The following is a 25,668-nucleotide window of genomic DNA, read 5'->3' as shown; positions in this document are numbered from 1 at the left end:
AAATTATTTAAATACATTGCAACTAATAGCTAAGTGGTTCTAAACTTTCTTAACAAACTGTGATTTTAGTTTCATAGCTCCAATACCCTCAACTTTACAATCAATATCATGATCACCCTCAACTAAGCGGATACCTTTGACTTTTGTACCAACTTTTATAACTTGCGAAGAACCTTTTAGCTTAAGGTCTTTAATAACTGTAACAGTATCACCATCTTGTAATAAATTACCATTTGAATCTTTGACTATAAGTTTATCATCCTCATTTTTAACTTCATCCAACTTCCACTCATGACCACACTCTGGACAAATTAATAGATCGTTATTTTGATAAACGTACTGTGACTGACATTTAGGACATTGCGATAAATCTTGCATATTTTTACAACCTTAATAATTTACATAAAAACTATTCTAACACAAAAGCAACTATATCTTTTTATATAAAAATCCTTAAATACAGTGAGAGTAAGTTATCTTGTTGAAAAGACTTATTTGCTTGGGCATTAATATAACTATAACTAAAACCAAGCCAAGCATCTGCAAAGGTATTATATCTAAATCCTGTATCTATAATAGCTGCATAGTTAGTACTAGATTGCTGTAGTTGAGAATAACTGACATATGGTACTAGGTCTTTATTGTAAAATCTTGTAGTGTAATTTAACTGTGATGACCATGAATATACTTGTCCACCAGATGATAAAAAGTTATTTGTATTTAAATTTGGAAATAATGAGGTATAAAATCCTTCTTTTAAGTTAAAAGATCCAGAAACATTAGTAGTTTTATCTACTCCTTTATCGGTAAAAATAAATTCACTCATAAATTCTAAGTCACTAACACTAACTCCAAAGTTAAAATCTACAACCCCAACGTTGTCATTGTTTTTATTTGTAAAACCTGAGACATTTGAGTAAGCTGAGCCAAAATACCAGTAATCACCTACTGTATTTAAGTCATATGTATATTTCATATTTACAGAAAAACCAAGTTTTGCATTACCATTATAGGCATTTGCAACTTGCAAAAATTGATTCTGAGAAGGCGCTAAAAACACTACGTTTGCCTGCAAACCATCATTATTATACGATAAGTTCACATTACCACCAGACTGCATAAAGTATATCCTAGTAAGTGTTGGTATAAAGTTAGTAGTTTCATCAAAATTACCAAAATTAACCGTAGAAAGTGCAGCATATGTAAATACTGGTAAACGCTTTAAATCTCCTAAAAGAAAATAAATGCCACCAGGATTTACATTCCAATCACCATTATCAGTATAAACGTTTACAGACGCAAAAACAGAAGTCCAATCACCTAGAGTACTTAACATATAATACTCAAAATTATAATTATTTATAGAAGTTGAATTTTGATTGCTAGTGTTATTTCTACCCCACATAGGCAAAAATGAAGCTGTTCCCCCAGCATAAAGATAATCATCTTTTAAAAGACCATTTTGGCGAGATAGCATTATAAACAAAGGATCAGCAGTTTCTTGCTGAGTATTCATCATTGCTTGTGAAAATATTACATTATTATCTATAGCTTGATAATATGGGAGCTTGATCGTATTAAGGCGTGTGTAATCTAATATAGTTTTACCTATATCAACGCTAGTAGTTGGAACAAAGGCTTCTCCCTCTTGCTGCTCGATTACATCTATTACAGATTTATTTTCGATTGATGACTGATCTTCTGTAAGTTGCGATTTTTGATTATTATCAGAAGGATTATTAGCTGCATAAACAAGGCTGCTAAATACTAGCATACCTATAATTAAAAATAATTTTTTCATCTATACAGCTTACTAGAATATTTTTAGCATTTTATTATTTAGAAATACAAATATAAATAAATTTTTTATAAAAAAATAGAATAAATATTTAGACTATAGATCATCAACATGATCTACTAAGTATTCAGCAACACCTTTTGGAGAAGCCTTCATGCCTTGGTCGCCCTTATTCCAACCAGCTGGACATACTTCACCATATTGCTCATGAAATTGCAAAGCTTCAACCATCCTTATAACCTCATCCATATTTCTACCTAATGGAAGGTCATTAACAACTTGATGACGTACTACACCTTGTTTATCAATCAAGAAAGTACCTCTAAAAGCCATACCACCTTCAGCTTGAACATCATAATCTTTTACGATTTTTTGATTAATATCAGCAACCATAGTATAACTAACTGGTCCAATACCACCCTCATTGATAGGTGTGTTTCTCCAAGCATTATGCGTAAAATGAGAGTCTATAGATACAGAAACAACTTCCACACCTAGCTCTTTTAGTTTAGCTGTTCTTTTATCTAAAGCTATTAACTCAGATGGGCAAACAAATGTAAAATCCAAAGGGTAAAATACCACTACAGCATATTTACCGTGGATCTCTTTTGCAAAATCATAGTTATCTACAATCTCACCGTTTCTTAATACTGCTGGTGCGTTAAAAACTGGTGCTTTTTTGCCTACTAATACCATAATTACATTCTCCATTTATTGGTTTATGTTTATTTTAAAAGGTTGTTGATTTAACGCTAATAATTTTGCTTATTAATTATTCTTATGTCAACTTTATTTACTCTAATATACTTAAAGATTTCTTTAAAACTTACTGCTAAAATGTAGACCATATAATATGATCGACAACTAACTTAATATGAATAAAAAAATAGTATTTTTTTTAAGTTTAGTATCCTCTTTTGGATACTCTGAAATAGTTAAGTCTGAAATTTGGAAAGTTGATGATGTAAGTAACACTTATAAAACAAAATATTTCTGCAATAAAGATTTATCCAAACAAGATTGTGATAAAAATATAAAAAATATGCAGGAATTAGATGTGGATATAGATCATCTTAACTCGCAAGATATAAAAACTCTTCAGCTTAATAAAATTTCGTATAAAACTACAAACACCTTTCCAGCTAGTGGAAAAATTACTTCTAAAGTTTCTGGATTACTCATACTACCAGATACAGAAAAACCGAAAGGTGTAGTTCTATACTATCACCCTACTGTATTTGATAATAGTGGAGTTCCATCAAACTTAGATAAAAATAATAAAACTAGCCTAATGCTTAATACTATTTATGCTGCTCTTTACGCTGCTAATGGCTATATAGTTGTAGCTCCTGATTATATAGGTCAAGGAGATGATTATAAAAATTATCATCCATATGTTCTATACCCTCAGCAAACTGTAAATACAGCTATAGATCTACTTAATGATATCTCTAATGTAATTAAGGAAAAATACAAACTAAGTAATACAAAAAGATTAAATCTATTTTCTGTTGGCTACTCTGAAGGCGCTCCATATTCCATCTGGACAGCAAAATGCTTCGAATCTACATATAATTGCGATGGTGTTAGCAAACTTGAGAAGTTATACAGGTATAGAGCTGCGGTTGGTTTAAGTGGAGCATATGATATCAGTAATACTACCCTACGTTTTATGGTAGATAACAATGATTCAAAAGCATACAAACTCTATAGTAAAATCATAACCTCTATGCTAAAACCAGCATTAGTAGCAAATACTTTAATGAGCTATTTAAATTATAGTAACACTGATAAAACTATTAACATTAAAGACATTGACAAAGAATTTTTTAACATGAAATGTTCAACATTTGCTCAATCTAAATGTGATATAGACGGTAAGCACTACACACTTGCAAATGTATTTAACCAAAAAGATCTACCAAATACAGTCTTAGCTGAAGCTGTTTTTAGTAGTTCTGTATATAAAAAATTTCCGAATCAAGAGTCTGCTTCACATTATAGTATACCAACAGGCAATAACTCCATGCTTAATCTGTTAAGTGAAAAAATTTTTCATGACCGTGAATTTTTACAAACATTACAGAATGCTGACATAGTTGATTTTGGAACCAGGACTAGAACACCAATCTTCATATTTAGCTTAAAAGAAGATTCTATTGTGACGCCTCTTAACTACGACAGTTTCATGGCAAAATCTAACGCTATAGTGGATGGCTTTGTCCTAGATAATGATAAAATAGTAACCAAAAGTATAGATTGGCTACCTGATGCCTTAAGCATGGGTAAGGTTGATCACATAACTGGTGAGGTTTATGCCAATCTTTTTGCATACAAATATATAGATGACTTAAATAAGGTTTACATATAATTATGATACAAGCAATTACAGAAAGAACTGGAATATTAGTTAACTCGAAAGGTTTAGAAAAACTAGAAACTGCAAATATCTTTGTAGCAGGATGTGGTGGCGTAGGATCTTTTGTTATTGAAGCACTCGCTAGAGCCGGTGTCGGAAAATTAACAATAATTGATATGGATATAGTAGACCCATCTAATATCAATCGCCAACTTATTGCTTTACATAGTACAGTTGGTAAGCCTAAAGTTGAGGTTATGAATGACAGAATTTTAGATATAAATCCTAAATGTCAAGTCAACGCCATGCAGACTTTTATTAATTCTGAAAATACATATAGTCTACTTACTGCTGAAAAATATGATTATGTAATAGATGCAATAGATACTCTAAATGCTAAAGTTAATTTAGTAAAAGCATCACATGAATTAGGAATAAAAACGATCTCAAGCATGGGTGCTGGGGGCAAAACAGACCCTACGCAAATAAAGGTTGCTGATGTTTATAAAACTGATGTTTGTGCTCTGGCTCGTGCCATGAGAACACGTCTAAAAAAACAAAAAGTCAAAAAAGGTATAAAGACTATATATTCTACTGAAAAAGGTATAGCTCCACTACCTCCTAAAGAACCTCAACCAAACCAACAAGGTCGATCTAGAGCGACTAATGGAACTCTTAGTTATATGCCATCTTTATTTGGACTAACTATAGCTGGTATTGTAATTAAGGAGATAGTTGGTGATGATTTTAATAGTTACACCTCATAAATCCCAATTTTAAAATATTAACTTTAAAACCTATAAGCCAAGGTTGTCATAACTTTTGACTGGAGTTTCATTATAATTCTGACAGGTTTAGGAAGTTTCTTTCCCCCTGCTTTCTCCGCCTCTACAGCATGTTGTGCCTCGTCAAGATACATCTGTTTTAAGATCTCTCTAGAACGATTATCATTTACGGGTAAATTTTTTAGATGTGAATCTAAATGTTTCATTACTTGTTTTTCTGTTTCTACTACAAAACCATAGCTTAAACTATCACTTATAGCTCCAGCTGTAGCTCCTATACCAAATGATGCCCAATACCAAAAAGGATTTAATAAACTTGGTTTTGCATCTAACTCCTGTAATCTCTCGCCACACCAAGCTAAATGATCATACTCTTCATCAGCAGCTTGATATAAATAGGTCTTTGTTTCTACTGATTTAGCTACTGCAGCTTGCCCACGATATAAGCCTTGAGCACATATCTCTCCGGTGTAGTCAACTCTCATTAGACCTGCTGAATGTTTTTTTTCTGCTTGGGTTAACTGTTGATCATATATGTTTTTACTAGGAGACTTCCTAGTAGGGCTAACTTTAGCCTTTGTAAATTTTGCGTAGCTATCAAGCTCTTCTATAACCCTATCTAAAAACGATAATTTTCTCATAAAATATAAATTCCTTTTGAAATTATATTTTGCTAATAAAGTCCATACAAAGAAATTATTGCAACTAAGGCAAATAATATGTTTAGTGCTAAAAAAATCCAGCTCACAGTAAAACCTTGTCGTATAGAAAAAACTGCATAAACAGACAAGAATATACCGCAAATTACCATAAATTCATTTCTGGCTAGTACGATCCCCAAACATAAGCAAACTAAACCAATAAATGCACAAATTCTAGCAAAATTTAGTTTATGCCTAGCAAAATACCAAATAGCAAACACAAAAATCAAACCAACAAAAACAGTTAAATTATAAACCTGTGGAGCTTGATAAAAAACCACTATTGCACTTATTACAAGTGCGATACCTTCCAAACCTGTAAAAAACTGCTCCTTTTGAATCAACGCTGCCACAAACAACAAAAGTGTGGCATACAGTATCACCACATTTTTCTCAAAAATACCTTTCTCAGCTAGCCCAAACACAAACAGTGCTAAGCCGATTAGACCCAGACAAAACCCTATATTATTTATGTATTTTTTTAACATGCTTTAGTAAGATCACTCTTTACTCTAAGGTACACATTATATGCCTATAATTATACTTGTAAATACGAATTTTAGCAAAACTTTAATTTGTTAACTTAACAACGTATTATGTTATAATCTGTTTGTTTTATTTAACTAAAATATATAAAGGAGATTTAATGTCTAGAAAGAAAATTGCTCTTATTGGTGCAGGTCATATTGGTGGAACTTTAGCTCACTTGGCACTTATCAAACAACTTGGTGATGTTGTTTTATTTGATATTGCTGAAGGTATGCCTCAAGGTAAAGCTCTAGATCTAGCACAAACGTGCCCCATTGAGGGAGTAGACTTTAAGGTTAAAGGAACAAATGATTATAGAGATTTAGAAAACTCTGATGTAGTTATAGTAACTGCAGGCGTGCCAAGAAAGCCTGGTATGTCTCGTGATGATCTTCTTGGCATAAACATAAAAGTTATGCAAGCTGTTGGCGAAGGTATCAAACATAACTGTCCTAACGCGTTTGTGATCTGTATTACAAATCCTTTAGATATTATGGTTAATATGCTACAAAAATTTTCTGGTATTCCAGATAACAAAATAGTAGGCATGGCTGGCGTACTAGACTCTGCTAGATTTAGAACTTTCTTAGCAGAAGAGCTAAATGTATCTGTTCAACAAGTTCAAGCTTACGTAATGGGTGGGCATGGCGATACTATGGTTCCTCTTACAAAGATGTCTAATGTAGCTGGTGTTTCACTTGAGCGTCTAGTACAAGAAGGTAAACTTACCCAAGAAAGACTAGATGCTATAGTTGCAAGAACTAGAAATGGCGGTGGTGAAATTGTTGCTTTACTAAAAACAGGTTCAGCATACTACGCTCCAGCTGCTGCTGGCATCCAAATGGCAGAAAGCTACTTAAGAGATAAAAAAATGATTCTACCATGTGCAACTAAAGTAAAAGCTGGTATGTATGGTCTTAAAGAAGACTTATTTGTGGGTGTTCCCACTGAAATTTCAGCAAATGGTGTTAGAGCTATAGAAGTAGAAATTTCAGATGAAGAAAGAAAAAATTTACAAGTTTCAATAGATGCTGTTAAAGATTTAAATAAAGCAGCAACAACTATTCTAGCTAAATAATTTTTTACTAATCTTCTTAACCCTTTATATTATCTAGCTCTTAAAACACCTCTAGTAATGTCAAGGATAATATTTCCTTTTTTGCTATTTTAAAATCCTAAAAAGTTGGTAGAATTCTAATAATAAAATATCAATTATACTTATTTAGTATAGTTTTAATTTATTTGTTAGTTTATTAATAAGGTTTATTATGGCTAAAGAAAATTATCTAGGCATACATATAGATGTCTCAAAAGACCAAGAGCTTTCTCTACAAGCTCAACAGCTACTTACTAATTATTATTGCTTAGAGAATGAACCATCTCCCCAGTATGCTTTTGCTAGGGCTGCTATAGCGTACTCTTTTGGTGATACCAACTTAGCACAACGTATATATAATGCTGCATCCAACGGTTGGTTTATGTTTGCTTCCCCTGTATTATCAAATGCTCCACTTCCTGGGGCTAAAGTCAAATCTTTACCTATTAGTTGTTTTTTATCTTATGTGCCAGATTCCTTAGAAGGGTTAATAGAGCATTCATCTGAATTAAGATGGTTATCTGTAAAAGGTGGTGGCGTTGGCGGTCACTGGTCAAGAGTTAGGTCAGTTTCTGATAAGGCTCCTGGACCTATTCCTTTCATGCATACTGTAGATGCTGATATGGTTGCATATCGTCAAGGTAAAACTCGTAAAGGTTCCTATGCAGCATATATGGATATATCTCACCCTGATATAATTGAGTTCTTAAGTATTCGTGTACCTACCGGTGACGTAAATAGAAAGTGTCTAAACTTACACCATGCTGTAAACCTAACTGATGAATTTATGCAAGCAGTTGCTAATAATGATAACTGGAAACTAGTTGACCCTGATGATAGATCAGTTAGAGATATAATCAAAGCCCGCAAGCTTTGGGAAACTATATTAGAAACTCGTTACCGTACTGGTGAACCGTATTTAAACTTTATTGATACTGCTAATAGAGCATTACCAAAAGCTCAAAAAGAGCTTGGACTAACTATTAAAGGTTCAAACTTATGTAATGAAATTCACCTTGTAACAGACGAAAAACGTACAGCAGTTTGTTGTCTATCTTCTGTGAATTTGGAAAAATATGATGAATGGAAAGACACTACTCTAATCAAAGATCTAATTAGATTTTTAGATAATGTTTTACAGTTTTTCATAGATCACGCTGGTGATGAAATAGCTAAAGCTAGATATAGCGCTTCTCGTGAAAGAAGTCTAGGGCTTGGAGCTATGGGCTTTCACTCTTATTTACAACTGCATAGAGTACCATTTGAATCCAAAGAAGCTGAAAAAATAAATGAAGAAATTTTTAAAAGGATAAAACAACAAGCTATTGAGGAAACTTTAGAGTTAGGTAGAGAAAAAGGTGAAGCTCCTGACATGATAGGAACTGAGCGTAGAAACGCTCATTTACTTGCTATTGCTCCTAATGCTAATAGCTCCTTAATACTAAATACTTCCCCTAGTATAGAACCTTGGAAAGCTAATGCTTTTACATCTAGAACAAGAGTAGGCTCCCATTTAAATAAAAATAAATATTTGGAGCAAGAACTAGAGAAACTAAACAAAAATACAGAAGAAGTTTGGTCAGAAATTATAACTAATGGCGGTTCTGTGCAACAACTAGATTTCTTAAGCAAAGAAATAAAAGAGGTATTTAAAACTGCTATCGAGATGGATCAAGACTGGCTAGTGTACTTAGGTGGTGCACGTCAAAAATATCTATGTCAAGGTCAATCTTTAAATGTGTTTTTTCCTGCTGGAGCATCTCGGGCATATTTACATAAAGTGCACTTTAATGCTTGGAAATATGGTTGTAAAGGTTTATATTATTTAAGAACAGAGACATCAAATAGAGCTGAAAATATTTCTAAAAAAGTAGAAAAACAAAGGCTTGTAGAGTTTTCAGAAGTAAAACAGTCTGAAAGTGAATGTATCGCATGTGAAGGATAAAACTATGAAAGTTAAAATATATACTAAAACTGGTTGTCCATTTTGTACTGGAGCAAAACAATGGTTTGATCAAAATGGTATTAGTTATGAAGAAACTGTTCTTGATAATAACCAAGAACGTAATAATTTTTATGATAAAATGAATCAAAGCGGTAAGGTAAAATCACATGTTAGAACAGTGCCCCAGATTTTTATAGATAATGAGCATATTGGTGGTTTTACGGATTTACAGGCTAATGAAAGTAAGATTCTAGGTAAAAAATAGGTAATAACGTGGAAGTAAAAATATATACAAAAACTAATTGTCCTTTCTGTGATTTAGCAAAAAGCTGGCTTGGTGCTAATGATATTCCATTTACACAAATTACCCTTGACAATGATAATGAAAGAGCCAAATTCTATGATGAAGTAAATAAGAATATCTTATTAGTAGAAGAGCATGTTAGAACTGTTCCACAAATTTTTGTAGGTGATGTCCACATTGGTGGTTATGATAATCTAATGACTCGAGCTGGCGAGGTAATCGCAAGGGTTAAAGGATCTTCGCTTACAACTTTCTCAAAGACATACAAACCTTTTAGCTACCCTTGGGCTGTTGATCTAACAGTTAAACACGAGAAAGCTCACTGGATCGAAGATGAAATTGACTTGTCAGAGGATGTTACAGACTGGAAAAATGGCAAAATCTCAAAAGTAGAAAAAGAATATATTACAAATATTCTAAGACTTTTCACTCAGTCAGACGTTGCAGTTGGTCAAAACTATTATGATCAGTTTATACCAGCATTTAAAAATAATGAGGTTAGAAATATGCTAGGCTCCTTTGCGGCTAGAGAAGGTATCCACCAAAGAGCATATGCCTTACTTAATGATACTTTAGGGTTACCTGATTCAGAGTATCATGCTTTTTTAGAGTATAAAGCAATGACAGATAAAATTGACTTTATGATGGATGCTAATCCCTCTACCCGTCGCGGTTTAGGATTATGTTTAGCTAAAACCGTGTTTAATGAAGGGGTTGCTTTGTTTGCTTCTTTTGCTATGCTACTAAATTTCCAGCGCTTTGGGAAAATGAAAGGTATGGGTAAAGTAGTTGAATGGTCGATACGCGATGAGTCTATGCATGTAGAGGGTAATGCCGCTTTATTTAGAATTTATTGCCAAGAAAATCCTTATATTGTTGATAACGACTTTAAAAAAGAAATCTACCTAATGGCTAGTAAAGCCGTAGAGTTAGAAGATAAATTTATTGACTTAGCATATGAGTTAGGAACTATTGAAGGACTAAATGCCGAAGAGGTAAAAATGTATATCCGCCATATTACAGATAGACGCCTTACGCAATTAGGACTTAAAGAAATATATAATATAGAAAAAAATCCTCTAACTTGGTTAGAGTGGATTCTAAATGGTGCTGATCATACCAATTTCTTTGAAAATCGTGTAACAGAATATGAAGTAGCTGGTTTAACCGGTAATTGGGATGAAGCATATAGAAGTTAGTGAAAAATCATAACGTAAGTTTTGTCAAAAACCACTATATTTTACCAATTATGCTTACAATTAATTTTCCAAATAAATGAAAAATTATTATTTAACTAAATAAGTGACTGTTGTCGATGATGGTTTCTATTTACAAACTGAAACTATAGTTTAGCAAAATTAGGCTTTGTACTCTACTAGAATTCGGCCAACATGCCTCTACCCAGATGATACTTCTTAAAAATACTATTCTTTATATCCTCTTTTTTTAGTTGATTTAAACTACTTAAATAATTCTCACATTCAATTAAATTGCTTTCATATAAAAATCGAAGGCTATTTTTACACTTTAAGTCTTTTGGATATGTGTTATTTTTTATTTTATACCATTCAGAAAGCCTATCAATATCATCTGCTGTTACTACAAAAAGGTGTTTTTTTACTCTTGTGATAGCTACATAAAAAAGCCTGCGTTCTTCTTCTAAAATCTCTTCTGATATTTTTGAATTATTTTCACCAAAAAAACTCCCTTCTGTAGCATCATGGATAACTACGTAATCCCACTCTAAACCCTTTGCTTTATGCATAGACATTATTTGAACCTGATTAGGATTAGTAACATTAAGTCCTTGTTGAGTAGATTTTAGATATAGTTCATATAAAAGGTCTATAAATACATTAAGAGTTTCTTTGTTACTTTTAGCAAAGCTAGATATTCCTTCAATTATCTGAAGTTTTGACCTACTAGAATATGTCTCTGCCGAGACTTTAGATATAAGCTTTTCTATTTCTAACGTTTCAAATATGAAGTCTATGGCTTTACCTGGTCTTTTTGCACGTGTATTATTGAAAATAGTTCGCCAACAGTGTGCCACAGCAAGGATATTTTTTTCTTTAAAAGGTTTATCAACATTTTTACTTAACTCTATAATTAAACTTGTAGCTTGATCGATATTTTTAGCAATTTTTACAGCTAAAGCTTGTTTTTGCTCTTTTTTAAGGTATAAAGATGGATAGTCAAGCATAGCCTTTATAAATTCTATACGTTGATCTATAGTATGTTTTTCAAAGCCATAGCCTTTGCTTAAAAGCATTAGATAGCCATAAATAGCTTTAAATATATTTTCGCTAAAAATGTCCTTATCAGCAACCACATGATATGGCAAATCATTATATAAACAACTTAATTCAAAAACGGTTGTTGAATTATATTTTCTAACTAATATAGCGATGTCACTTGCGTTGATTCCTAGTTCAATTAGAGCTTTTAGTTTTAACACAGCTTTATCACTATTATCTAGAATACTAATATTTGTAGTTCTATCTAACTTTGGATAAGTAATACATAGGTTATCGTGACGTTTTTTATTATTCGCTATAATGTTATTAGCCATAAGTGATATTAAATCACCATAGCGAAACGTATATGAAAGTTGATATTGTTTGACTTTTTTAAAGTCCTTTTTGAAGCCCTCTAACATATAATATGGAGTTGATCCACGCCATTGATATATAGTTTGATCCACATCCCCTACTGCCATGATGTAGGTATTATCGCCTACTAGACACTTTAAAAAAAATTGCTGTATTGGGTTTATATCTTGGTATTCATCTATAATGATATGTGAATATAAATTATTAGCTCGTGAGATATTTGCTTTATCTTTCTCAAAAAATTTTGCTGGAAGGTAAATCATATCGTCGTATGTAATAGCTTTTAACTTTTCACATTGCTTGTTAAATTCAACAAATATTTTATCCAAAAGTTTCTTTTCTTTAGAGTTTAAACTTTTTAGTTTTTTATTATCTAAGCAAAGATCAGATTTTAAAATAGAAATATATTCTTTAAAAGCTTCTACCCTATCACTATCTATCTCTTTAATAATTTTAAATTCCTTCTGGTAGGTTTTAATTAAATTTAATAAAATACTGTCAACCTCATAATCTTTGAGAATTTTATTAAATTCAATATATCCTGCTTTAGCAAAAGCTTGTAAAAAGCTATTACCTAAAGAATGCATAGTACGTACATTTATATACTTTGATTTCTCAGCTGATAAAACTTTTTTTAATCTGTTTGCAAAATCTAATTGTGCTGATTTATTATACATAAGAACAAGTATTTTATTTGCTGGAATGCCCTTAGCTAATAAATACTCTATTCTTGCTATAAGTGTTTGAGTCTTACCACTTCCTGCTACTGCTGAAACTAATGCATGACTAACTATGTCATGCTGTATAATTTTTTGTTGCTCAGATGTATATTGCATTTAAAGTTTTTTTAAGAAGGTTCTTTATTTTTTGTAGAGAAAAGTTTAGAAACTATATATAAAACAGTGAGTACTATTTGTTTTACAATACTAGCTATAAATTTAGCTATATACAAAAGTGTGTACCCAAGGTATTTAATATAGCTGCTAACACTAATATTAGCTTTATTATCTTTAATAAACCTAAATGGACTAAAAATAAGTAAAACAAAACTGACCATAACTATATACGAGAAGATAGATCCTAATGCTTGCTCATACCAAATAGAAAATTTGTAGAATAATAATAAGGCTACAGCGATCAATATTACTAATGAAAAAAATACAAATAAGCTTTTTTTATTCATTTGAGTCTCTCCTATTGTTTAGTACTGTCATGATACCACTATTTACAGTAAGTTATGTTATAATCTTAGCTTTAAATTATACAATATTATTTTTTATGACTACAAACCAAAGACTAGATATAACTATAGAAGCTTTAGATGATTTAAAAGGCATAAATATCCAAACTATAGATGTTGAGCATTTAACTGATATAATGGATAAAATTGTTATCTGTACTGCCTCGTCAACTACACATGCCAGAGCATTAGCTAAACACTTAGAGCAAGAGCTTAAAGAAAACTCGATTTCTATACTAGGCATAGAAGGTAATAATAAAGCTGACTGGGTATTAGTTGATATTGGCGATATAGTTACTCATATAATGCTTGAGGAAACAAGAGAGCTTTATGCTTTAGAAAAACTTTGGGATATTAAACGCAAAGATAGCTAATTATGTAATTATGAAACTAGAACTAACTTTAAAGCAATGGCAAAAAGTTAAAAATTATGCTGTAAATGAGTTAGGCTTATCATCATTATCAAAAGCTGATTGTGATTTATCAGAATACATCCCTTACTATAATAAATGGATAGAAAATGGCTACCATGCTGAGCTTGATTATATGGTTAAGCATGGTCAAAAACGTTTTGTTCCTGATCAACTAGTTCCTGGTACAAATAGTGTTATAGTAGCTACCCTTAATTATCTTAATCGCCCTATTTCCACAAAGACTGAAGTAAAGCGTCTAAGAGCACCTTCCGAAATAGCTGAAGTTTCTATATATGCTCATGGTAGAGATTACCATAAGGTAATGAAAAAAAAGCTACAAAAACTAGGAGAATATATAGATAAAATTACAAGCGATCACCAATTTAGAGTATTTACAGATAGTGCACCAGTATTAGAAAAGCCATTAGCTGAAAAAGCAGGTCTTGGCTGGATTGGTAAAAACTCAATGCTGATGAACAAAGAACAAGGATCTTTTTTCTTTATTGGAGTTATATATAGTAATTTAGATTTATCCAAGTTACCAAATACAGATCTTAAATTAAATGAATGTGGAAAGTGTCAAGCATGCATTAAGCTTTGTCCGACTGGCGCAATTTTGCCCAATAAAATGATCGACTCACGTAAATGTATATCTTATCTAACTATAGAAAATAAGGAGGCTATACCTCTAGAGTTTAGAGATAAAATAGGTACTAGAATTTATGGTTGTGATGATTGTCAGTTAGTCTGTCCTTTTAATAATCAAGCACCTGTGACGACTGAACAAGATTTTCAACAAAGAGATTTTTTAGTAAATAGACCTTTACTAGAGCTTTTTTCATGGTCTAAAGAAGACTTTGATAAATATACACAAGGTTCAGCTATTCGTAGAATTGGTTATGATGCTTGGATAAGAAATGTTTCTATAGCCATAGGTAATTCACCATATAAACACGAAAATTTATTAGCTTTAGAAAATAAAAGAGCCGAATATTTAGATAATTTTCTAATATTGGAGCATATCGATTGGGCTATAAATAAGCAAAGAGCCTGCCTTATATTGGTCAAATAATCGTTAACTTAAGTTTCGCTATTATGCTGATTTTGTACCTGAAAACTTTGCCATATTAGTATTATTTTCTCTAATGATCTGAGACTGTCCTTGATCGCACGAATTACATTGTATCCCATTATTAAAATCTAGAGTTTCATTATAATCACCAACTCCAGCTCTTCCCATTTTACCAGCAAATGAGGCTTTACCTTTTAATATAGCAATTTCAGCACCGGCGTTAAATGCAGAATAACCTTTCATATTTCGACCAAGATATATCCCTAATAGTTTAATTTTTTCTGGGTAATCACTAGGATTCTCAATTACTTCTTTAGGTGGAGGAGTTTTATTCTTATCTAATTCGTATAAATATAAACCAACGCCGTCAAACTCTTTATTTACAGTTTTTATAGTTTCGTTATGGAACATTAAAAGGTAACCACCTATGTTTGTTTTTGTAGCATAACATAAATCTATACTAACGTTAGGAGTAACATCTTTGTTTATAATAAACCCACCATACTCATTGTAATAATCACTACCATCCTCATCATTGTAATCATCGGTTGTGGAGAATGTAAAAAAATGCCAAGGACATTCATTAGAAAAAAACTTAATTATACCTGTTTCAAATGATTTTGTTATTTCAGGCCACTGGGTTGTCAACCATAATTGGTTTAAACTATGTCCAGACTTGTCGGTATTTACTAATTTTGGATTAAATTCTAAAAGATCAAAAAAAGTAGCATATACATAATCAAAATCAAACCAAATGTTTTCTCGCCAGTAACCTTGTAAATAACCATAATAAGCATTAGTATTACCATAACCAGCATTTTGTTTGGTATATAAATTGAAATCCTGCTCTATACTTTTAACAGTGGGACGTTTTTTTATATATAAACCTTCACATTGACGGAGTAAAGATTCACTCAAAGGAGGTAAATTATCGAAGCTATCGCTATCTTTAACTGTATGCGCTTTAAAATAATCTAGAACCCCTTTTACTTTATCATTGCTAAGGCCAATTAAAGCAGGCTGTTGTTCAGGAGCAAAGCAATCGTATATATTTTCTTTATCTTTAATGATGGTCTTTAATGGTTTTGCTATTTCATAATACTTGACCAATTTATCTTTAAATTTTTTTTTGGACTCATTAACAGGACTATAGCTGCTCAATGAACTTATATAATTTCTCATGTTCTGCTGTATATCATCAGTATGTGTAATAGTTTTTAATTTCACACTAATTTCTGTAGAAATATCTTTAAAATCACTAGAAAACCCAAGTGCTGGTAGTAGTAACAGTACTGTTCTTAAATATCTTTTATACATATGTTTAACCTTCTAAATTATATTGTTTAATTAATTTTAATTATATAAGCTAGTATTTAAATACATTTCAATATTAAATACGAAACTAAATATATACTATAATATATAATAAATTTAATTATTTTAAAATAAAATATAGAAAAATTAATATAATAAAACCATTGTTTCATAAATAAACAAAATAAAAATTTAATGACCGCGAATGTTTTTTAATACTATTACTCTAGATTAACTATTGTGATTTATATATTCTTTGTTAGAATTATTTAAGATGATACTTTCAAACAATAGGAGAAAATAAATAATGAAATTAACTAAAGCTCTAATTATAGCTCCACTATTAGCAGGTGCCCTAGTAGGTAGTAGTTTTGCTGCAGACAGCAAAGATGATATTAGTTATTCTGTAGGTTACTCTATGGGTAAAACTCTTCAAACACAAATGGCTCAAAGTAATATCGCCGCTGATAACGAACAGATAGTAAATGGTCTAAAAGATGGTATTCTAGGTAAGGATGCTAGATTAACTCCTGAACAAATGCAAAATGCAATGGTTGAATTTCAAAAACAAGCTATAGCTAAACAAAAGGCAGCTGTTGAAACCCAAAAGCAAGAAGTAACTAATGATAAACCTACTCAAGCAAGTAATAATGTAGTACAAGCACAATCTGGGAAAACACAATTAGCAGGTACAGCTTCAGCTGAACAAGTAGCAAGTCAAACTAAGTAACCATTTTGGTTAAGGAGTAAAAATATAATGACTAAGAAAAAACTTTTAAAAGCGTTAGCAATTGCAATCATAACTACTAGTCTAGTAGCATGCTCTGGAAGTAGCGATAATAATGATGAAACTACATCTTCTGTAGCTATAAGTACACCTACTGCAAATGAATCTAACGTGGATAACGTTAAATCAGATGCTAGCTACACAATTGGGTACGGTATGGGTTCGCACATTACTCAAGATCCTAATCTAAAAGATTACGGCTTTAATTCTGATAAAGTTATAGCTGGCTTTGAAGATGCTATTAATGGTAAGAAGCCTGCCATTTCTCAAGAAACTATTGATAAGAGCATGAAAGAGCTACGTGATAGTTTAATGCAAAAAATGAGTGCTGAACAAGTTACTAACTTCTTAAAGGTCAAAGATAGTATATACAACTCGGATTTAACACCTAAAACAGATATAAAAGATCCTGCTGTAGTTATCTATGAGTTCTTTGATTATCAATGTATGTATTGTTCGAAGGTTGCACCAGAAATTGAAAAAGCAATAGTAAATCATAAAGATGTACAAGTTGCATTTGTAGAATTTCCTATCTTTGGCCAAAGAGCCCCTGCTTCTGAATATGCTGCTGAAGTAGGCACTGCTATATACAAAATTTATGGTGCTAAGGCTTACGTTAAGTACCATAATGGTATATTTGCTACTGGTGAAGATGAAGGTAAACTTAAAAATTCAACTATTGATAATGTAGCAAAAAGTGCTGGTGCTGATATAACTAAAGTTAAACAAGTAATTAAAAATAATAAAATTTCTGAGCATCTACAAGATACTTTGGAAATGGGCTTTAAAGACTTAGAAATCCAAGGCACACCTTTCCTAGTTATTGCACCTGCTGAAAAAGCTGATGGTAGCAATACTACTATAATCGGTGGTTACACTGAATATCCTAATATTGAAGCAGCTATCGCAAAAGCTAAAGCTTAACTTTTCTTTATTTCCTATAATTTTTAATTTTGATAAGTATTATCTGTTAAAATAGTTTATCGAAATTACAATAATTCCCCCTATCAGTATGAAACTTAGAAAAGGTAGTAAATATTTAATATTTTTTATAGTTATCTTCGTTGCTTTGCCTCCTTTTGCTATTGACACCTATATTCCTGCTTTTGGTAACATAAGTGAATTCTTAAATGTAGATGTAAGCAAGATGACTATTACAGTATCTACATATCTTGTAGGTTTTGGTATAGGTATGTTGATATGGGGAGCATTATCAGACAGATATGGCCGCAAAAAAATACTTATTTTAGGTATGTTAATATATACAATTAGTACTATCTTATGTTCATTAAGCTCAGACTTTGAAACTTTAACTTTTATGAGATTTATCCAAGGTCTTGGTGACTCCCCTGCTGCTGTAGCTTCTATGGCTATATTAAAAGACTGCTACCGCGGGCAAAAATTAATCAAAATGATGGCAACTATGATTATGGTATTTATGATTGCCCCTATAATATCACCAATAATTGGTAGTTTAATAATTTATACAACTGGTCGATGGCAAAATATATTTCATTTTTTAACCCTATATGGGATAGTATTATTAATATTAACATTTATAATGCCAGAGACTCACAAGTTACATAAAAGATCATCAAGTTTATTACAAAGCTTTTACGTGTATATAAAGCATACTAAAAATGTTCCTTTTATTTTAGGCGCTATTGGTGCTGGACTATGCTTTGGAGCACTATTTAGCTTTATAAATGCTTCATCAAACCTTATTATAGAATATTTTAATTTAGGATATTTGCAATACTGCATTTTATTTGCGACTAATATTTTGGGTATAGTCTTTGCAAGCTACTATATAAAGAAAAATATAACTCCATATAATCAAAATAACATTATTTTTTCAGGTTATGTTATATCTACAGTTGTTATAATAATTAATCTAATATGCTCTTATATATTTAATAACATCTACGTTTTTGTATTATTAAATACTCTTGCTACAGCTTGCTTTGCTTTGGTAAATATTACATTGACTTCAAAAATTATAGACTTACTCAAAGAAGGCTTTGCTGCTGGTAACGCTATAAATAGATTAACCAAATTCGCTATAGCTGGTATTGGTGGGTTTATACTTAGTTTTTACTCCATCTCAGAGCTTATGGTAGAGATACCAGTCCAACAATTAGGATTTATAATCCTATCTTTAGTTCTATTTTTAGGAATAAAAAATAGATTGTTTCCAAAAGGTTAAAATATTTTCTTATGAGTATGACAATACGGTAAAGAGCCTTTTTTAAAGTAATAATCCAGATGGTAATCTTCAGCAATATAAAAAGGTTTTGCTTCTATAACTTCAGTAGCTACATTGTAGCCTTTATCATTTAGCGTTTTCTTTAGGTTTGTGGCTAGTTGTCTTTGTTCATCAGTATAATAGAAAATTGCAGATTTGTATTGCTGTCCTATATCTGGACCTTGGCCATCTACTTGTTCAAAATCATGTATTTCAAAGAAATATTTTAAAACATCCTCTAGAGACAATTTATCCTTATCAAATATAACTCTGACTACTTCTAGATATCCTGTATCACCATCACAAACTCTTTTATAATTAGGATATGGCTGATCACCACCACAATAGCCAGATTCCGCAAGGAGTATTCCATCTAATTTTTTTAAGTAATATTCCACACCCCAAAAGCACCCTGCTGCTAATATGATTTCTTCTGTTTCACCAAAACCTCTAAACGGTATAAAATCCACAGACGCTGAGTTTACACAGTATCGAGTATTTAGTTGAGTATAGCCTTCACCATGGAAAATATGTCCTAAATGTCCGTCACAACTATTACATAAGATCTCTATTCTACGACCATCTCTATCGGGTAGTTGCTTTACATTATCAGCGATATGAATATCATAACTAGGCCAGCCACAACTTGATATAAACTTACTATCTGATTTAAACAATGGTGTAGCACAATTCCTACAAATATAAGTTCCTTCACAATCTAGTTCATTATACCTACCAGTAAAAGGCTTTTCTGTAGCTTTATTTATGATAATATCGTTTTGTAACGGAGTTAAGCTTTTAGTTTTTAGCATATAGAGTCCTAATTTCTTCAAAATAAACTTGCCTAAGAGAATTATCATATAAACTTCCACAAATGTATATTCTTCAACTATAATTTTAGCCAATAACAGTGTTACAGTAGCTATGTTTAAGCCTTGAAAGGGGCTGTTGCAAGCTGGAATTAGATGGGTGGTAACAAGACAGACGTATTCGAAAAGCGCAGTTTACATGTAGTAAATGAGCATTTTGAGAATGTTTTTAACACAGTGAGAAACATATAATTTTAGTTTGCAACAGTACCTGAAAGTTCTCACGACTTTTAATTTTAACTTTTTGCTAGAAAATGTATTTATAAATCTTTTATTTTAGTCAATAATTCCATCTAATAATCGACTATTTACTAACGTATAAAACTAATTTCTATAAAAACAAACATGCACTATAAGAGAAAAATTCATGATTCAAAACTTGCTTTTAAGAGTTGATTAAATTGAAATACCAAAATAAATTTAGCATGAAAATTTTATAGTGAATTACTACTCTATAGCAAAAAGGATAAAATTGCACACTTTTATATTTGATAACTATATGGGGGAGAAGATGGTTATGCAGATAAGTTTTTTAAAGACTATTGAGCTATTCTCTCAAGCATCAAATACTACACTTGAGAAGCTTTCAGAAATTTCAACGAGTTTTTTTTATAGGAAAAATACTTTAGTTATGGATTATGACCAGAGTTTACAAACTTTTCTGTATGTAACTAATGGCTGGTTAAAACTTTTTAGAGTAAGTGTTGATGGTGAAGAAATTATTATTGATATCCTTTCACAGGATCATTATTACGGTGAATCACTTATTACAACCTCATCTAGAGAAGAAGCTTATATGGCACATGCCATTTCTGATCTTAAGGGTTTTACTTTGCCTCTTGATAAATTAAAACTATTGTTAACGTTAGATAGCAATTTATCATTTAGCTTTTTACAAAAAATGTCGCAAAAGCAACTTTTATTGAATGCACATATTGAACATCTATCTATCCAGAACGCTATGCAGCGTGTAGGGTGTTTTTTATTAAGATTAAATAACAATGTTAATACTAATTATCAGAAAAGCTCTACTATACATTTACCCTATCCAAAAAACATATTAGCCTTAAAACTTGGTATGAGACCAGAGACTTTTTCAAGAGCAATTAGCAAACTTTATACTCGTTGTAATGTTCAAATTAAGGGGGAATATGTTAATATCCCCCAACCTAAAAAGTTAATCTCTTATGTCTGCCAACATTGCTCAAAAACATTTCCTTGTAACTTACCAATTGATTAGTATTTATAATTATAAACTATGATTCTGCATTAGCATCTTTAAATAAGTCGGCTAATGAAGTCTTATCTTTTACACGATGAATAACATCTATAAGAGATAAAATACCACAGAAAGCCCCATTTTTATTTTTTATCAATACGCGGCGTATATTGTGGCGAGTCATTTGAGAAACAGCATGCTGTAATGAATCCTCTTCTTCACAAAAGACTGGATTCTTACTCATAACTTCTGTGATACAGGTTTTCTCTAGGTTTTTATTTTTTGCTATCGCTCTGACTATAATGTCTCTATCAGTGATAACACCTTTAATATCCTTATCGTCATCGACTATCGGCAAAATACCACAGTTAGATTCTTCCATTTCCTTAACAGCCTCTAATACAGTTGCGCTTTCATTTAAAGTTATAGGCTCCTTTGTCATCAAATTTGCTATTTTCATAATTACCTTCTCCTTACGTTAAATTAGTAACTTAAAATTTAACTAACTTTTTGTGTACCTTCCTTGATTTTAATCAATGACGCCCTTGGGAAAAATAGAGAATAATAGTAGTTGCTTTTCTAACACTACCAATAGGAGGTAATTATGAATTTGCTAGCTACTAAGAAAAATGTTCCTATTAATTTAGGTCAGCGTAAGAATACACCATTCTGGTCAACAGCACAAAACGAGTTTAATAAGGCATTTAATAATATCTATGAATGGTTTGAACCATTTAGCTCCTCTATTGAACGTTTTGAAGACTTATCTCTTTGCCCTGCTGTAGATGTTGTTGATGAAAAAAATCAACTTAAAATTGAAATTGAAATGCCAGGATTAGGAGAGGATGACATTAAAGTTTCCATAGACAACGGAATTTTAACAGTTAAAGGAGAAAAAACCACCTCTAGGCAAGATAAAGATAAAAACTATATGATGCGTGAAATTAATTATGGTAGTTATGAACGTAGTCTATCTTTACCTGATACAGTAGATGTTGATAAAGCTAAAGCATCATTTAAAAAAGGGATGCTTTGGGTAGTACTGCCTAAGAAACCTGAATGTACTAAAGAATCTAAAACTATTGAAGTTGAAAAAGTATTGTAACTTGATAAGCCCTTAACACCTGGATACACTTTTGTACCCTGAAATTAACGCTCTAGCAACTATTATGATAGCAATTATTATAACTGGAGTATTAGCAGGTATGTGTGTATCTACAAAATTTCAAAATAAAAGGAATAAGTAACTAAATATTCTTACAAACGTAACTAAACTTTTATACACTGTTTATTAAAAAAAAATAGTGTAACGTACTTTTATACTTAATCAGAGCTCTTAATTTAAAAATAGCTATATAAAAGACACTAATGTTATGTTTACATTAAACAATTTTATAAAATTTTAACTATTTGATTGTATTTTATTTTATTTTATTTATTTTTAAATAATGTATAATAATATAATTATTTTAATATTGTATATAAATTGCGAATATGATTAGTATTTTTTTAATGAAACGCCTTGGATACACTGCTGAGGAAGGTGGAATGTGTTATGGTATAGCTTTTATGGCAATACAAGCTATTATTAGAAACGATATTAATACGTATGTTAATAGATTAAGGTTTATTAATGGATATGATGCTAAGTTAATAAGTTATAATATTATAATCGTTGATTCACCTCCTAATAGCTATAAACTAAAGACTATATATATCAACAGTAAAACTAAAGAGTATAGTTTTCACTATAGTGAAGGTATTATTGATGAATTTATATCAGGCAAAATACCAGCTGAAATTGCAAATGAAATTAATTCAATTTCACCACCTTTAATAATACCTAGCAAAGAAGGATTAAAAAAGTTAAAAGAGTTTTTTACCATCGAGCTATTAGTTCGTGATATTAACAAAGCAGAGATAATCAGAAGAGCTAATAAAGTCAACCTACAACCTCAACAAAGTCTTATTGCAATAGATAAGTTATTAAGCATAAGACCTTGGCTTGAGGGGATAGCAATATATTTTGGCTTAGAAAGCCCACAAAACCTTAGTACAGAAGAAGAGGCGGTATGGAATAAAAACTTTAATACCTGGGATGGAGATAATAAACCATTTACACACCAAGATTATAATCGTGGTAGGGAGTTGTTTAAACAACCAAAACACTCGCAAGAAAACAGGCCAAACCTTCGTCGTACCATGTCAAACATAGGTAACCGTGGAAGTATACAAGAAAATAAAGTGCTAAAGCGTAGTAATAGTGCAACAAACTTTAACTTAACTTTATTCGGTGAACAAGTAAAAGAAAGACAGAAAGATAATTCTATTTGTTTAATAAAGAAACACTTAGGTCTCTATACTAAAAATAATGCATGGGGTTTAATAAAAAAATTCTTAATTAATGAAAAACCTACTGCATGTTTACTTTCCAGAGCTGGTCATAGTATTGCAATTGGCGGTTCAAATGAAATGGGTTACCATTTAATTAACCATGACACATATAAGCGACTTACCTTTTCTGACCTTCGTTTGCAAAATGCAAATAATATATTAGAATCCTTATTTAGGGAAACAATTTCAGACGCTAATCAAGAGTATGCCATTTCTATTTTAGTATTTGGAATAGAACAATCTGGTGATAACCTGGTTGTTCCAGAGGAGGGTTTTGACGAATCTAAAAAAGATTATTGGAAAAATTTATTACCAATCACCAAAAGTAACGATGCTGGATTATTATATTTAGCTTTACGAAAGGGTCATGCATCAGCTGTTACAGCTTATATTAACGTCATAAATAGTATTAATGATATTAGCGTTGATAAGAAAATAGAACTATTGGCTGCTAGCAAAGATGAGTTCCCTGGGCTTTACATCGCTTTAAATAATGGGCATACAGCAGCTGTTACAGCTTATATTAACGCTATAAATAGTATTAGTGGTATTAACACCGCTAAGAAAATAGAGTTATTGGCTGCTAAAAACAAAGATAAGTTCCCTGGGCTTTACGCGGCTTTACGAAAGGGTCATGCATCAGCTGTTACAGCTTATATTAACGTCATAAATAGTATTAATGATATTAGCGTTGATAAGAAAATAGAACTATTGGCTGCTAGCAAAGATGAGTTCCCTGGGCTTTACATAGCTTTACAACAACATGGTCATGCAACAGCTATTACAGCTTATATTAACGCTATAAATAGTATTAGTGGTATTAACACCGCTAAGAAAATAGAGTTATTGGCTGCTAAAAACAAAGATAAGTTCCCTGGGCTTTACGCGGCTTTACGAGAGGGCCATGCAGCAGCTGTTACAGCTTATATTAAAGCCATAAATAGTATTAGTGGTATTAACACCGCTAAGAAAATAGAGTTATTGGCTGCTAAAAACAAAGATAAGTTCCCTGGGCTTTACGCGGCTTTACGAGAGGGCCATGCAGCAGCTGTTACAGCTTATATTAAAGCCATAAATAGTATTAGTGGTATTAACACCGCTAAGAAAATAGAGTTATTGGCTGCTAAAAACAAAGATAAGTTCCCTGGGCTTTACGCGGCTTTACGAGAGGGCCATGCAGCAGCTGTTACAGCTTATATTAACGCTATAAATAGTATTAGTGGTATTAACACCGCTAAGAAAATAGAGTTATTGGCTGCTAAAAACAAAGATAAGTTCCCTGGGCTTTACGCGGCTTTACGAAAGGGTCATGCAGCAGCTGTTACAGCTTATATTAAAGCCATAAATAGTATTAGTGATATTAGCCTTGCTAAAAAAATAAAGTTATTGGCTGCTAAAGACAAAGATAAATTCCCTGGACTTTACATCGCTTTACAAAATGGTCATGCAGATACAGTTGCTGTCTATTTAAAGATTAATGACCATGATAATAGTTATGCAAATTATATAATGCAAGAATATAAAGGTAGTCGCAAAATTTTTAAAAACCAACTATTAAAATGGGCGCAAAACTACAAACCTGAGAAAATGAAAAAAAAAGAAGATTATAGTTTGCTTATTAGTCTTCTTTCTTTTAATAGAAATTTTATAAGCAATAATCTCACAAAATCAATGAAAGTTCTTAACAACATACCTCATTGGCAATAAGTTTAGCTATAAATTCAAAAGATTTGATTTTGGTAAAACATTAAACCTTATAAAGAAAAGTTATTTACAAGTGTCCATAATGGAACTGTTGAAAGCTGAAATTAGGCAAATAATAATAAGGCAAAAATATTTGAAAAAGCGCAGTTTACATCTCCATATACTAAATATTTAATTACCGGCTTCAAATAGTAATCCGTTTATAACAATCCTATGATTAATATTGCTATTTAAACTAATAAGTAAAAAACATACAATAACTGTAAAAGTAAAAAACATACTG

23 protein-coding genes and 2 pseudogenes are annotated in these 25,668 nt (G+C 31.4%); 15 read left to right on the top strand and 10 right to left on the bottom strand.

Annotated elements, in window-relative coordinates; translation table 11 throughout:
* Positions 1-39: 39 nt before the first annotated feature.
* The 3 genes from FRA_RS03470 to FRA_RS03460 form a co-directional block, all read right to left on the bottom strand.
* Positions 40-378, bottom strand: coding sequence for a zinc ribbon domain-containing protein YjdM (locus tag FRA_RS03470; RefSeq protein ID WP_035718914.1), 339 nt, complete (start codon positions 376-378; stop codon positions 40-42).
* Between the two features lie 61 nt (positions 379-439).
* Positions 440-1,801, bottom strand: a complete 1,362-nt coding sequence (locus FRA_RS03465) for a hypothetical protein (protein WP_035718912.1) — start codon at positions 1,799-1,801, stop codon at positions 440-442.
* A 93-nt stretch (positions 1,802-1,894) separates the two neighbouring features.
* Positions 1,895-2,494 carry a peroxiredoxin gene (locus FRA_RS03460; RefSeq protein WP_035718910.1) on the bottom strand — a complete coding sequence of 200 codons (600 nt, stop codon included), beginning with the start codon at positions 2,492-2,494 and terminating at the stop codon, positions 1,895-1,897.
* Between the two features lie 178 nt (positions 2,495-2,672).
* Here FRA_RS03460 and FRA_RS03455 point away from each other — a divergent pair, with 178 nt between their 5' ends.
* Positions 2,673-4,169, top strand: coding sequence for an alpha/beta hydrolase family protein (locus FRA_RS03455; RefSeq protein WP_035718908.1), 1,497 nt, complete (start codon positions 2,673-2,675; stop codon positions 4,167-4,169).
* Between the two features lie 2 nt (positions 4,170-4,171).
* Positions 4,172-4,924, top strand: a complete 753-nt coding sequence (locus FRA_RS03450) for a tRNA threonylcarbamoyladenosine dehydratase (protein WP_035718904.1) — start codon at positions 4,172-4,174, stop codon at positions 4,922-4,924.
* Positions 4,925-4,947: 23 nt separating this feature from the next.
* Here FRA_RS03450 and coq7 read toward each other — a convergent pair whose 3' ends face one another.
* Positions 4,948-5,583: a 2-polyprenyl-3-methyl-6-methoxy-1,4-benzoquinone monooxygenase gene (coq7, locus tag FRA_RS03445; protein WP_035718901.1), complete on the bottom strand. Its 636-nt coding sequence runs from the start codon at positions 5,581-5,583 to the stop codon at positions 4,948-4,950.
* Positions 5,584-5,615: 32 nt separating this feature from the next.
* Positions 5,616-6,131 carry a hypothetical protein gene (locus FRA_RS03440; RefSeq protein ID WP_035718899.1) on the bottom strand — a complete coding sequence of 172 codons (516 nt, stop codon included), beginning with the start codon at positions 6,129-6,131 and terminating at the stop codon, positions 5,616-5,618.
* A 158-nt stretch (positions 6,132-6,289) separates the two neighbouring features.
* Here FRA_RS03440 and mdh point away from each other — a divergent pair, with 158 nt between their 5' ends.
* The 4 genes from mdh (at position 6,290) to FRA_RS03420 (ending at position 10,715) form a co-directional block, all read left to right on the top strand.
* Complete coding sequence (mdh, locus tag FRA_RS03435; protein WP_035718897.1) at positions 6,290-7,249, top strand: malate dehydrogenase; 960 nt, start codon at positions 6,290-6,292, stop codon at positions 7,247-7,249.
* Between the two features lie 190 nt (positions 7,250-7,439).
* Positions 7,440-9,212, top strand: a complete 1,773-nt coding sequence (locus FRA_RS03430; RefSeq protein ID WP_035718895.1) for a ribonucleoside-diphosphate reductase subunit alpha — start codon at positions 7,440-7,442, stop codon at positions 9,210-9,212.
* 4 nt (positions 9,213-9,216) lie between these two features.
* On the top strand, positions 9,217-9,477 hold the full coding sequence (locus tag FRA_RS03425; RefSeq protein WP_035718894.1) for a glutaredoxin: 261 nt from the start codon (positions 9,217-9,219) through the stop codon (positions 9,475-9,477).
* 8 nt (positions 9,478-9,485) lie between these two features.
* Positions 9,486-10,715 carry a ribonucleotide-diphosphate reductase subunit beta gene (locus FRA_RS03420; protein WP_035718892.1) on the top strand — a complete coding sequence of 410 codons (1,230 nt, stop codon included), beginning with the start codon at positions 9,486-9,488 and terminating at the stop codon, positions 10,713-10,715.
* Positions 10,716-10,891: 176 nt separating this feature from the next.
* Here the strand turns inward: FRA_RS03420 and FRA_RS03415 are convergent, their stop codons facing one another.
* Both FRA_RS03415 and FRA_RS03410 read right to left on the bottom strand, forming a co-directional pair.
* The gene (locus tag FRA_RS03415) at positions 10,892-12,964 is read right to left on the bottom strand and encodes an ATP-dependent helicase (protein WP_035718890.1); all 2,073 of its coding nucleotides are present in this window, start codon (positions 12,962-12,964) and stop codon (positions 10,892-10,894) included.
* Between the two features lie 11 nt (positions 12,965-12,975).
* Positions 12,976-13,311, bottom strand: coding sequence for a hypothetical protein (locus FRA_RS03410; RefSeq protein ID WP_035718888.1), 336 nt, complete (start codon positions 13,309-13,311; stop codon positions 12,976-12,978).
* 95 nt (positions 13,312-13,406) lie between these two features.
* Here FRA_RS03410 and rsfS point away from each other — a divergent pair, with 95 nt between their 5' ends.
* Together rsfS and queG are read left to right on the top strand one after the other, a co-directional pair.
* Entirely contained in the window at positions 13,407-13,742 is a 336-nt protein-coding gene (gene rsfS / locus FRA_RS03405) for a ribosome silencing factor (protein WP_035719055.1), read from the top strand.
* Positions 13,743-13,752: 10 nt separating this feature from the next.
* On the top strand, positions 13,753-14,853 hold the full coding sequence (queG, locus tag FRA_RS03400; protein WP_035718886.1) for a tRNA epoxyqueuosine(34) reductase QueG: 1,101 nt from the start codon (positions 13,753-13,755) through the stop codon (positions 14,851-14,853).
* 21 nt (positions 14,854-14,874) lie between these two features.
* Here queG and FRA_RS03395 read toward each other — a convergent pair whose 3' ends face one another.
* Complete coding sequence (locus tag FRA_RS03395; protein ID WP_035718884.1) at positions 14,875-16,170, bottom strand: hypothetical protein; 1,296 nt, start codon at positions 16,168-16,170, stop codon at positions 14,875-14,877.
* Positions 16,171-16,474: 304 nt separating this feature from the next.
* Here FRA_RS03395 and FRA_RS03390 point away from each other — a divergent pair, with 304 nt between their 5' ends.
* The 3 genes and pseudogenes from FRA_RS03390 to FRA_RS03380 all read left to right on the top strand — a co-directional run bounded on the left by FRA_RS03390 (position 16,475) and on the right by FRA_RS03380 (position 19,160).
* Entirely contained in the window at positions 16,475-16,897 is a 423-nt protein-coding gene (locus tag FRA_RS03390; RefSeq protein ID WP_081835913.1) for an FKBP-type peptidyl-prolyl cis-trans isomerase N-terminal domain-containing protein, read from the top strand.
* A 27-nt stretch (positions 16,898-16,924) separates the two neighbouring features.
* A pseudogene (locus FRA_RS03385) lies at positions 16,925-17,875 on the top strand (DsbA family protein); the annotation flags it as partial.
* A gap of 91 nt (positions 17,876-17,966) precedes the next feature.
* On the top strand, positions 17,967-19,160 hold the full coding sequence (locus FRA_RS03380) for a multidrug effflux MFS transporter (RefSeq protein ID WP_035718883.1): 1,194 nt from the start codon (positions 17,967-17,969) through the stop codon (positions 19,158-19,160).
* Here the strand turns inward: FRA_RS03380 and FRA_RS03375 are convergent.
* Complete coding sequence (locus tag FRA_RS03375) at positions 19,157-20,011, bottom strand: bifunctional methionine sulfoxide reductase B/A protein (protein ID WP_035719050.1); 855 nt, start codon at positions 20,009-20,011, stop codon at positions 19,157-19,159. The genes FRA_RS03380 and FRA_RS03375 overlap by 4 nt on opposite strands.
* A 529-nt stretch (positions 20,012-20,540) precedes the next feature.
* On the opposite strand from FRA_RS03375, the gene FRA_RS03370 reads away from it, so the two are divergent.
* On the top strand, positions 20,541-21,308 hold the full coding sequence (locus tag FRA_RS03370) for a Crp/Fnr family transcriptional regulator (protein ID WP_155960862.1): 768 nt from the start codon (positions 20,541-20,543) through the stop codon (positions 21,306-21,308).
* 16 nt (positions 21,309-21,324) lie between these two features.
* Here the strand turns inward: FRA_RS03370 and FRA_RS03365 are convergent, their stop codons facing one another.
* Positions 21,325-21,747 carry a CBS domain-containing protein gene (locus FRA_RS03365; protein WP_035718878.1) on the bottom strand — a complete coding sequence of 141 codons (423 nt, stop codon included), beginning with the start codon at positions 21,745-21,747 and terminating at the stop codon, positions 21,325-21,327.
* Positions 21,748-21,891: 144 nt separating this feature from the next.
* On the opposite strand from FRA_RS03365, the gene FRA_RS03360 reads away from it, so the two are divergent.
* From FRA_RS03360 to FRA_RS03350, 3 genes and pseudogenes are all read left to right on the top strand, one after another.
* Positions 21,892-22,392, top strand: a complete 501-nt coding sequence (locus FRA_RS03360) for an Hsp20/alpha crystallin family protein (RefSeq protein WP_035718875.1) — start codon at positions 21,892-21,894, stop codon at positions 22,390-22,392.
* Between the two features lie 37 nt (positions 22,393-22,429).
* Positions 22,430-22,534, top strand: a pseudogene (locus tag FRA_RS03355) (putrescine ABC transporter permease PotI); the annotation flags it as partial.
* Between the two features lie 265 nt (positions 22,535-22,799).
* Complete coding sequence (locus FRA_RS03350) at positions 22,800-25,388, top strand: hypothetical protein (protein WP_464110839.1); 2,589 nt, start codon at positions 22,800-22,802, stop codon at positions 25,386-25,388.
* Positions 25,389-25,668: the final 280 nt, after the last annotated feature.

The sequence above is a fragment of the Allofrancisella heilbronnii genome, from assembly GCF_000710735.2.
Taxonomy (GTDB): Bacteria; Pseudomonadota; Gammaproteobacteria; order Francisellales; family Francisellaceae; genus Francisella; species Francisella frigidaquae.
Note: the sequence above shows the minus strand (reverse complement) of the source record. Positions and strands in the feature narration are given on the sequence as shown.

What these genes read in the sequence shown, in the direction of transcription:
- FRA_RS03470 (WP_035718914.1), bottom strand. Translation starts at nt 378, where the DNA reads ATGCAAGATTTATCGCAATGTCCTAAATGTCAGTCACAGTACGTTTAT.
- FRA_RS03465 (WP_035718912.1), bottom strand. Translation starts at nt 1,801, where the DNA reads ATGAAAAAATTATTTTTAATTATAGGTATGCTAGTATTTAGCAGCCTT.
- FRA_RS03460 (WP_035718910.1), bottom strand. Translation starts at nt 2,494, where the DNA reads ATGGTATTAGTAGGCAAAAAAGCACCAGTTTTTAACGCACCAGCAGTA.
- FRA_RS03455 (WP_035718908.1), top strand. Translation starts at nt 2,673, where the DNA reads ATGAATAAAAAAATAGTATTTTTTTTAAGTTTAGTATCCTCTTTTGGA.
- FRA_RS03450 (WP_035718904.1), top strand. Translation starts at nt 4,172, where the DNA reads ATGATACAAGCAATTACAGAAAGAACTGGAATATTAGTTAACTCGAAA.
- coq7 (WP_035718901.1), bottom strand. Translation starts at nt 5,583, where the DNA reads ATGAGAAAATTATCGTTTTTAGATAGGGTTATAGAAGAGCTTGATAGC.
- FRA_RS03440 (WP_035718899.1), bottom strand. Translation starts at nt 6,131, where the DNA reads ATGTTAAAAAAATACATAAATAATATAGGGTTTTGTCTGGGTCTAATC.
- mdh (WP_035718897.1), top strand. Translation starts at nt 6,290, where the DNA reads ATGTCTAGAAAGAAAATTGCTCTTATTGGTGCAGGTCATATTGGTGGA.
- FRA_RS03430 (WP_035718895.1), top strand. Translation starts at nt 7,440, where the DNA reads ATGGCTAAAGAAAATTATCTAGGCATACATATAGATGTCTCAAAAGAC.
- FRA_RS03425 (WP_035718894.1), top strand. Translation starts at nt 9,217, where the DNA reads ATGAAAGTTAAAATATATACTAAAACTGGTTGTCCATTTTGTACTGGA.
- FRA_RS03415 (WP_035718890.1), bottom strand. Translation starts at nt 12,964, where the DNA reads ATGCAATATACATCTGAGCAACAAAAAATTATACAGCATGACATAGTT.
- FRA_RS03410 (WP_035718888.1), bottom strand. Translation starts at nt 13,311, where the DNA reads ATGAATAAAAAAAGCTTATTTGTATTTTTTTCATTAGTAATATTGATC.
- rsfS (WP_035719055.1), top strand. Translation starts at nt 13,407, where the DNA reads ATGACTACAAACCAAAGACTAGATATAACTATAGAAGCTTTAGATGAT.
- queG (WP_035718886.1), top strand. Translation starts at nt 13,753, where the DNA reads ATGAAACTAGAACTAACTTTAAAGCAATGGCAAAAAGTTAAAAATTAT.
- FRA_RS03395 (WP_035718884.1), bottom strand. Translation starts at nt 16,170, where the DNA reads ATGTATAAAAGATATTTAAGAACAGTACTGTTACTACTACCAGCACTT.
- FRA_RS03390 (WP_081835913.1), top strand. Translation starts at nt 16,475, where the DNA reads ATGAAATTAACTAAAGCTCTAATTATAGCTCCACTATTAGCAGGTGCC.
- FRA_RS03380 (WP_035718883.1), top strand. Translation starts at nt 17,967, where the DNA reads ATGAAACTTAGAAAAGGTAGTAAATATTTAATATTTTTTATAGTTATC.
- FRA_RS03375 (WP_035719050.1), bottom strand. Translation starts at nt 20,011, where the DNA reads ATGCTAAAAACTAAAAGCTTAACTCCGTTACAAAACGATATTATCATA.
- FRA_RS03365 (WP_035718878.1), bottom strand. Translation starts at nt 21,747, where the DNA reads ATGAAAATAGCAAATTTGATGACAAAGGAGCCTATAACTTTAAATGAA.
- FRA_RS03360 (WP_035718875.1), top strand. Translation starts at nt 21,892, where the DNA reads ATGAATTTGCTAGCTACTAAGAAAAATGTTCCTATTAATTTAGGTCAG.
- FRA_RS03350 (WP_464110839.1), top strand. Translation starts at nt 22,800, where the DNA reads ATGAAACGCCTTGGATACACTGCTGAGGAAGGTGGAATGTGTTATGGT.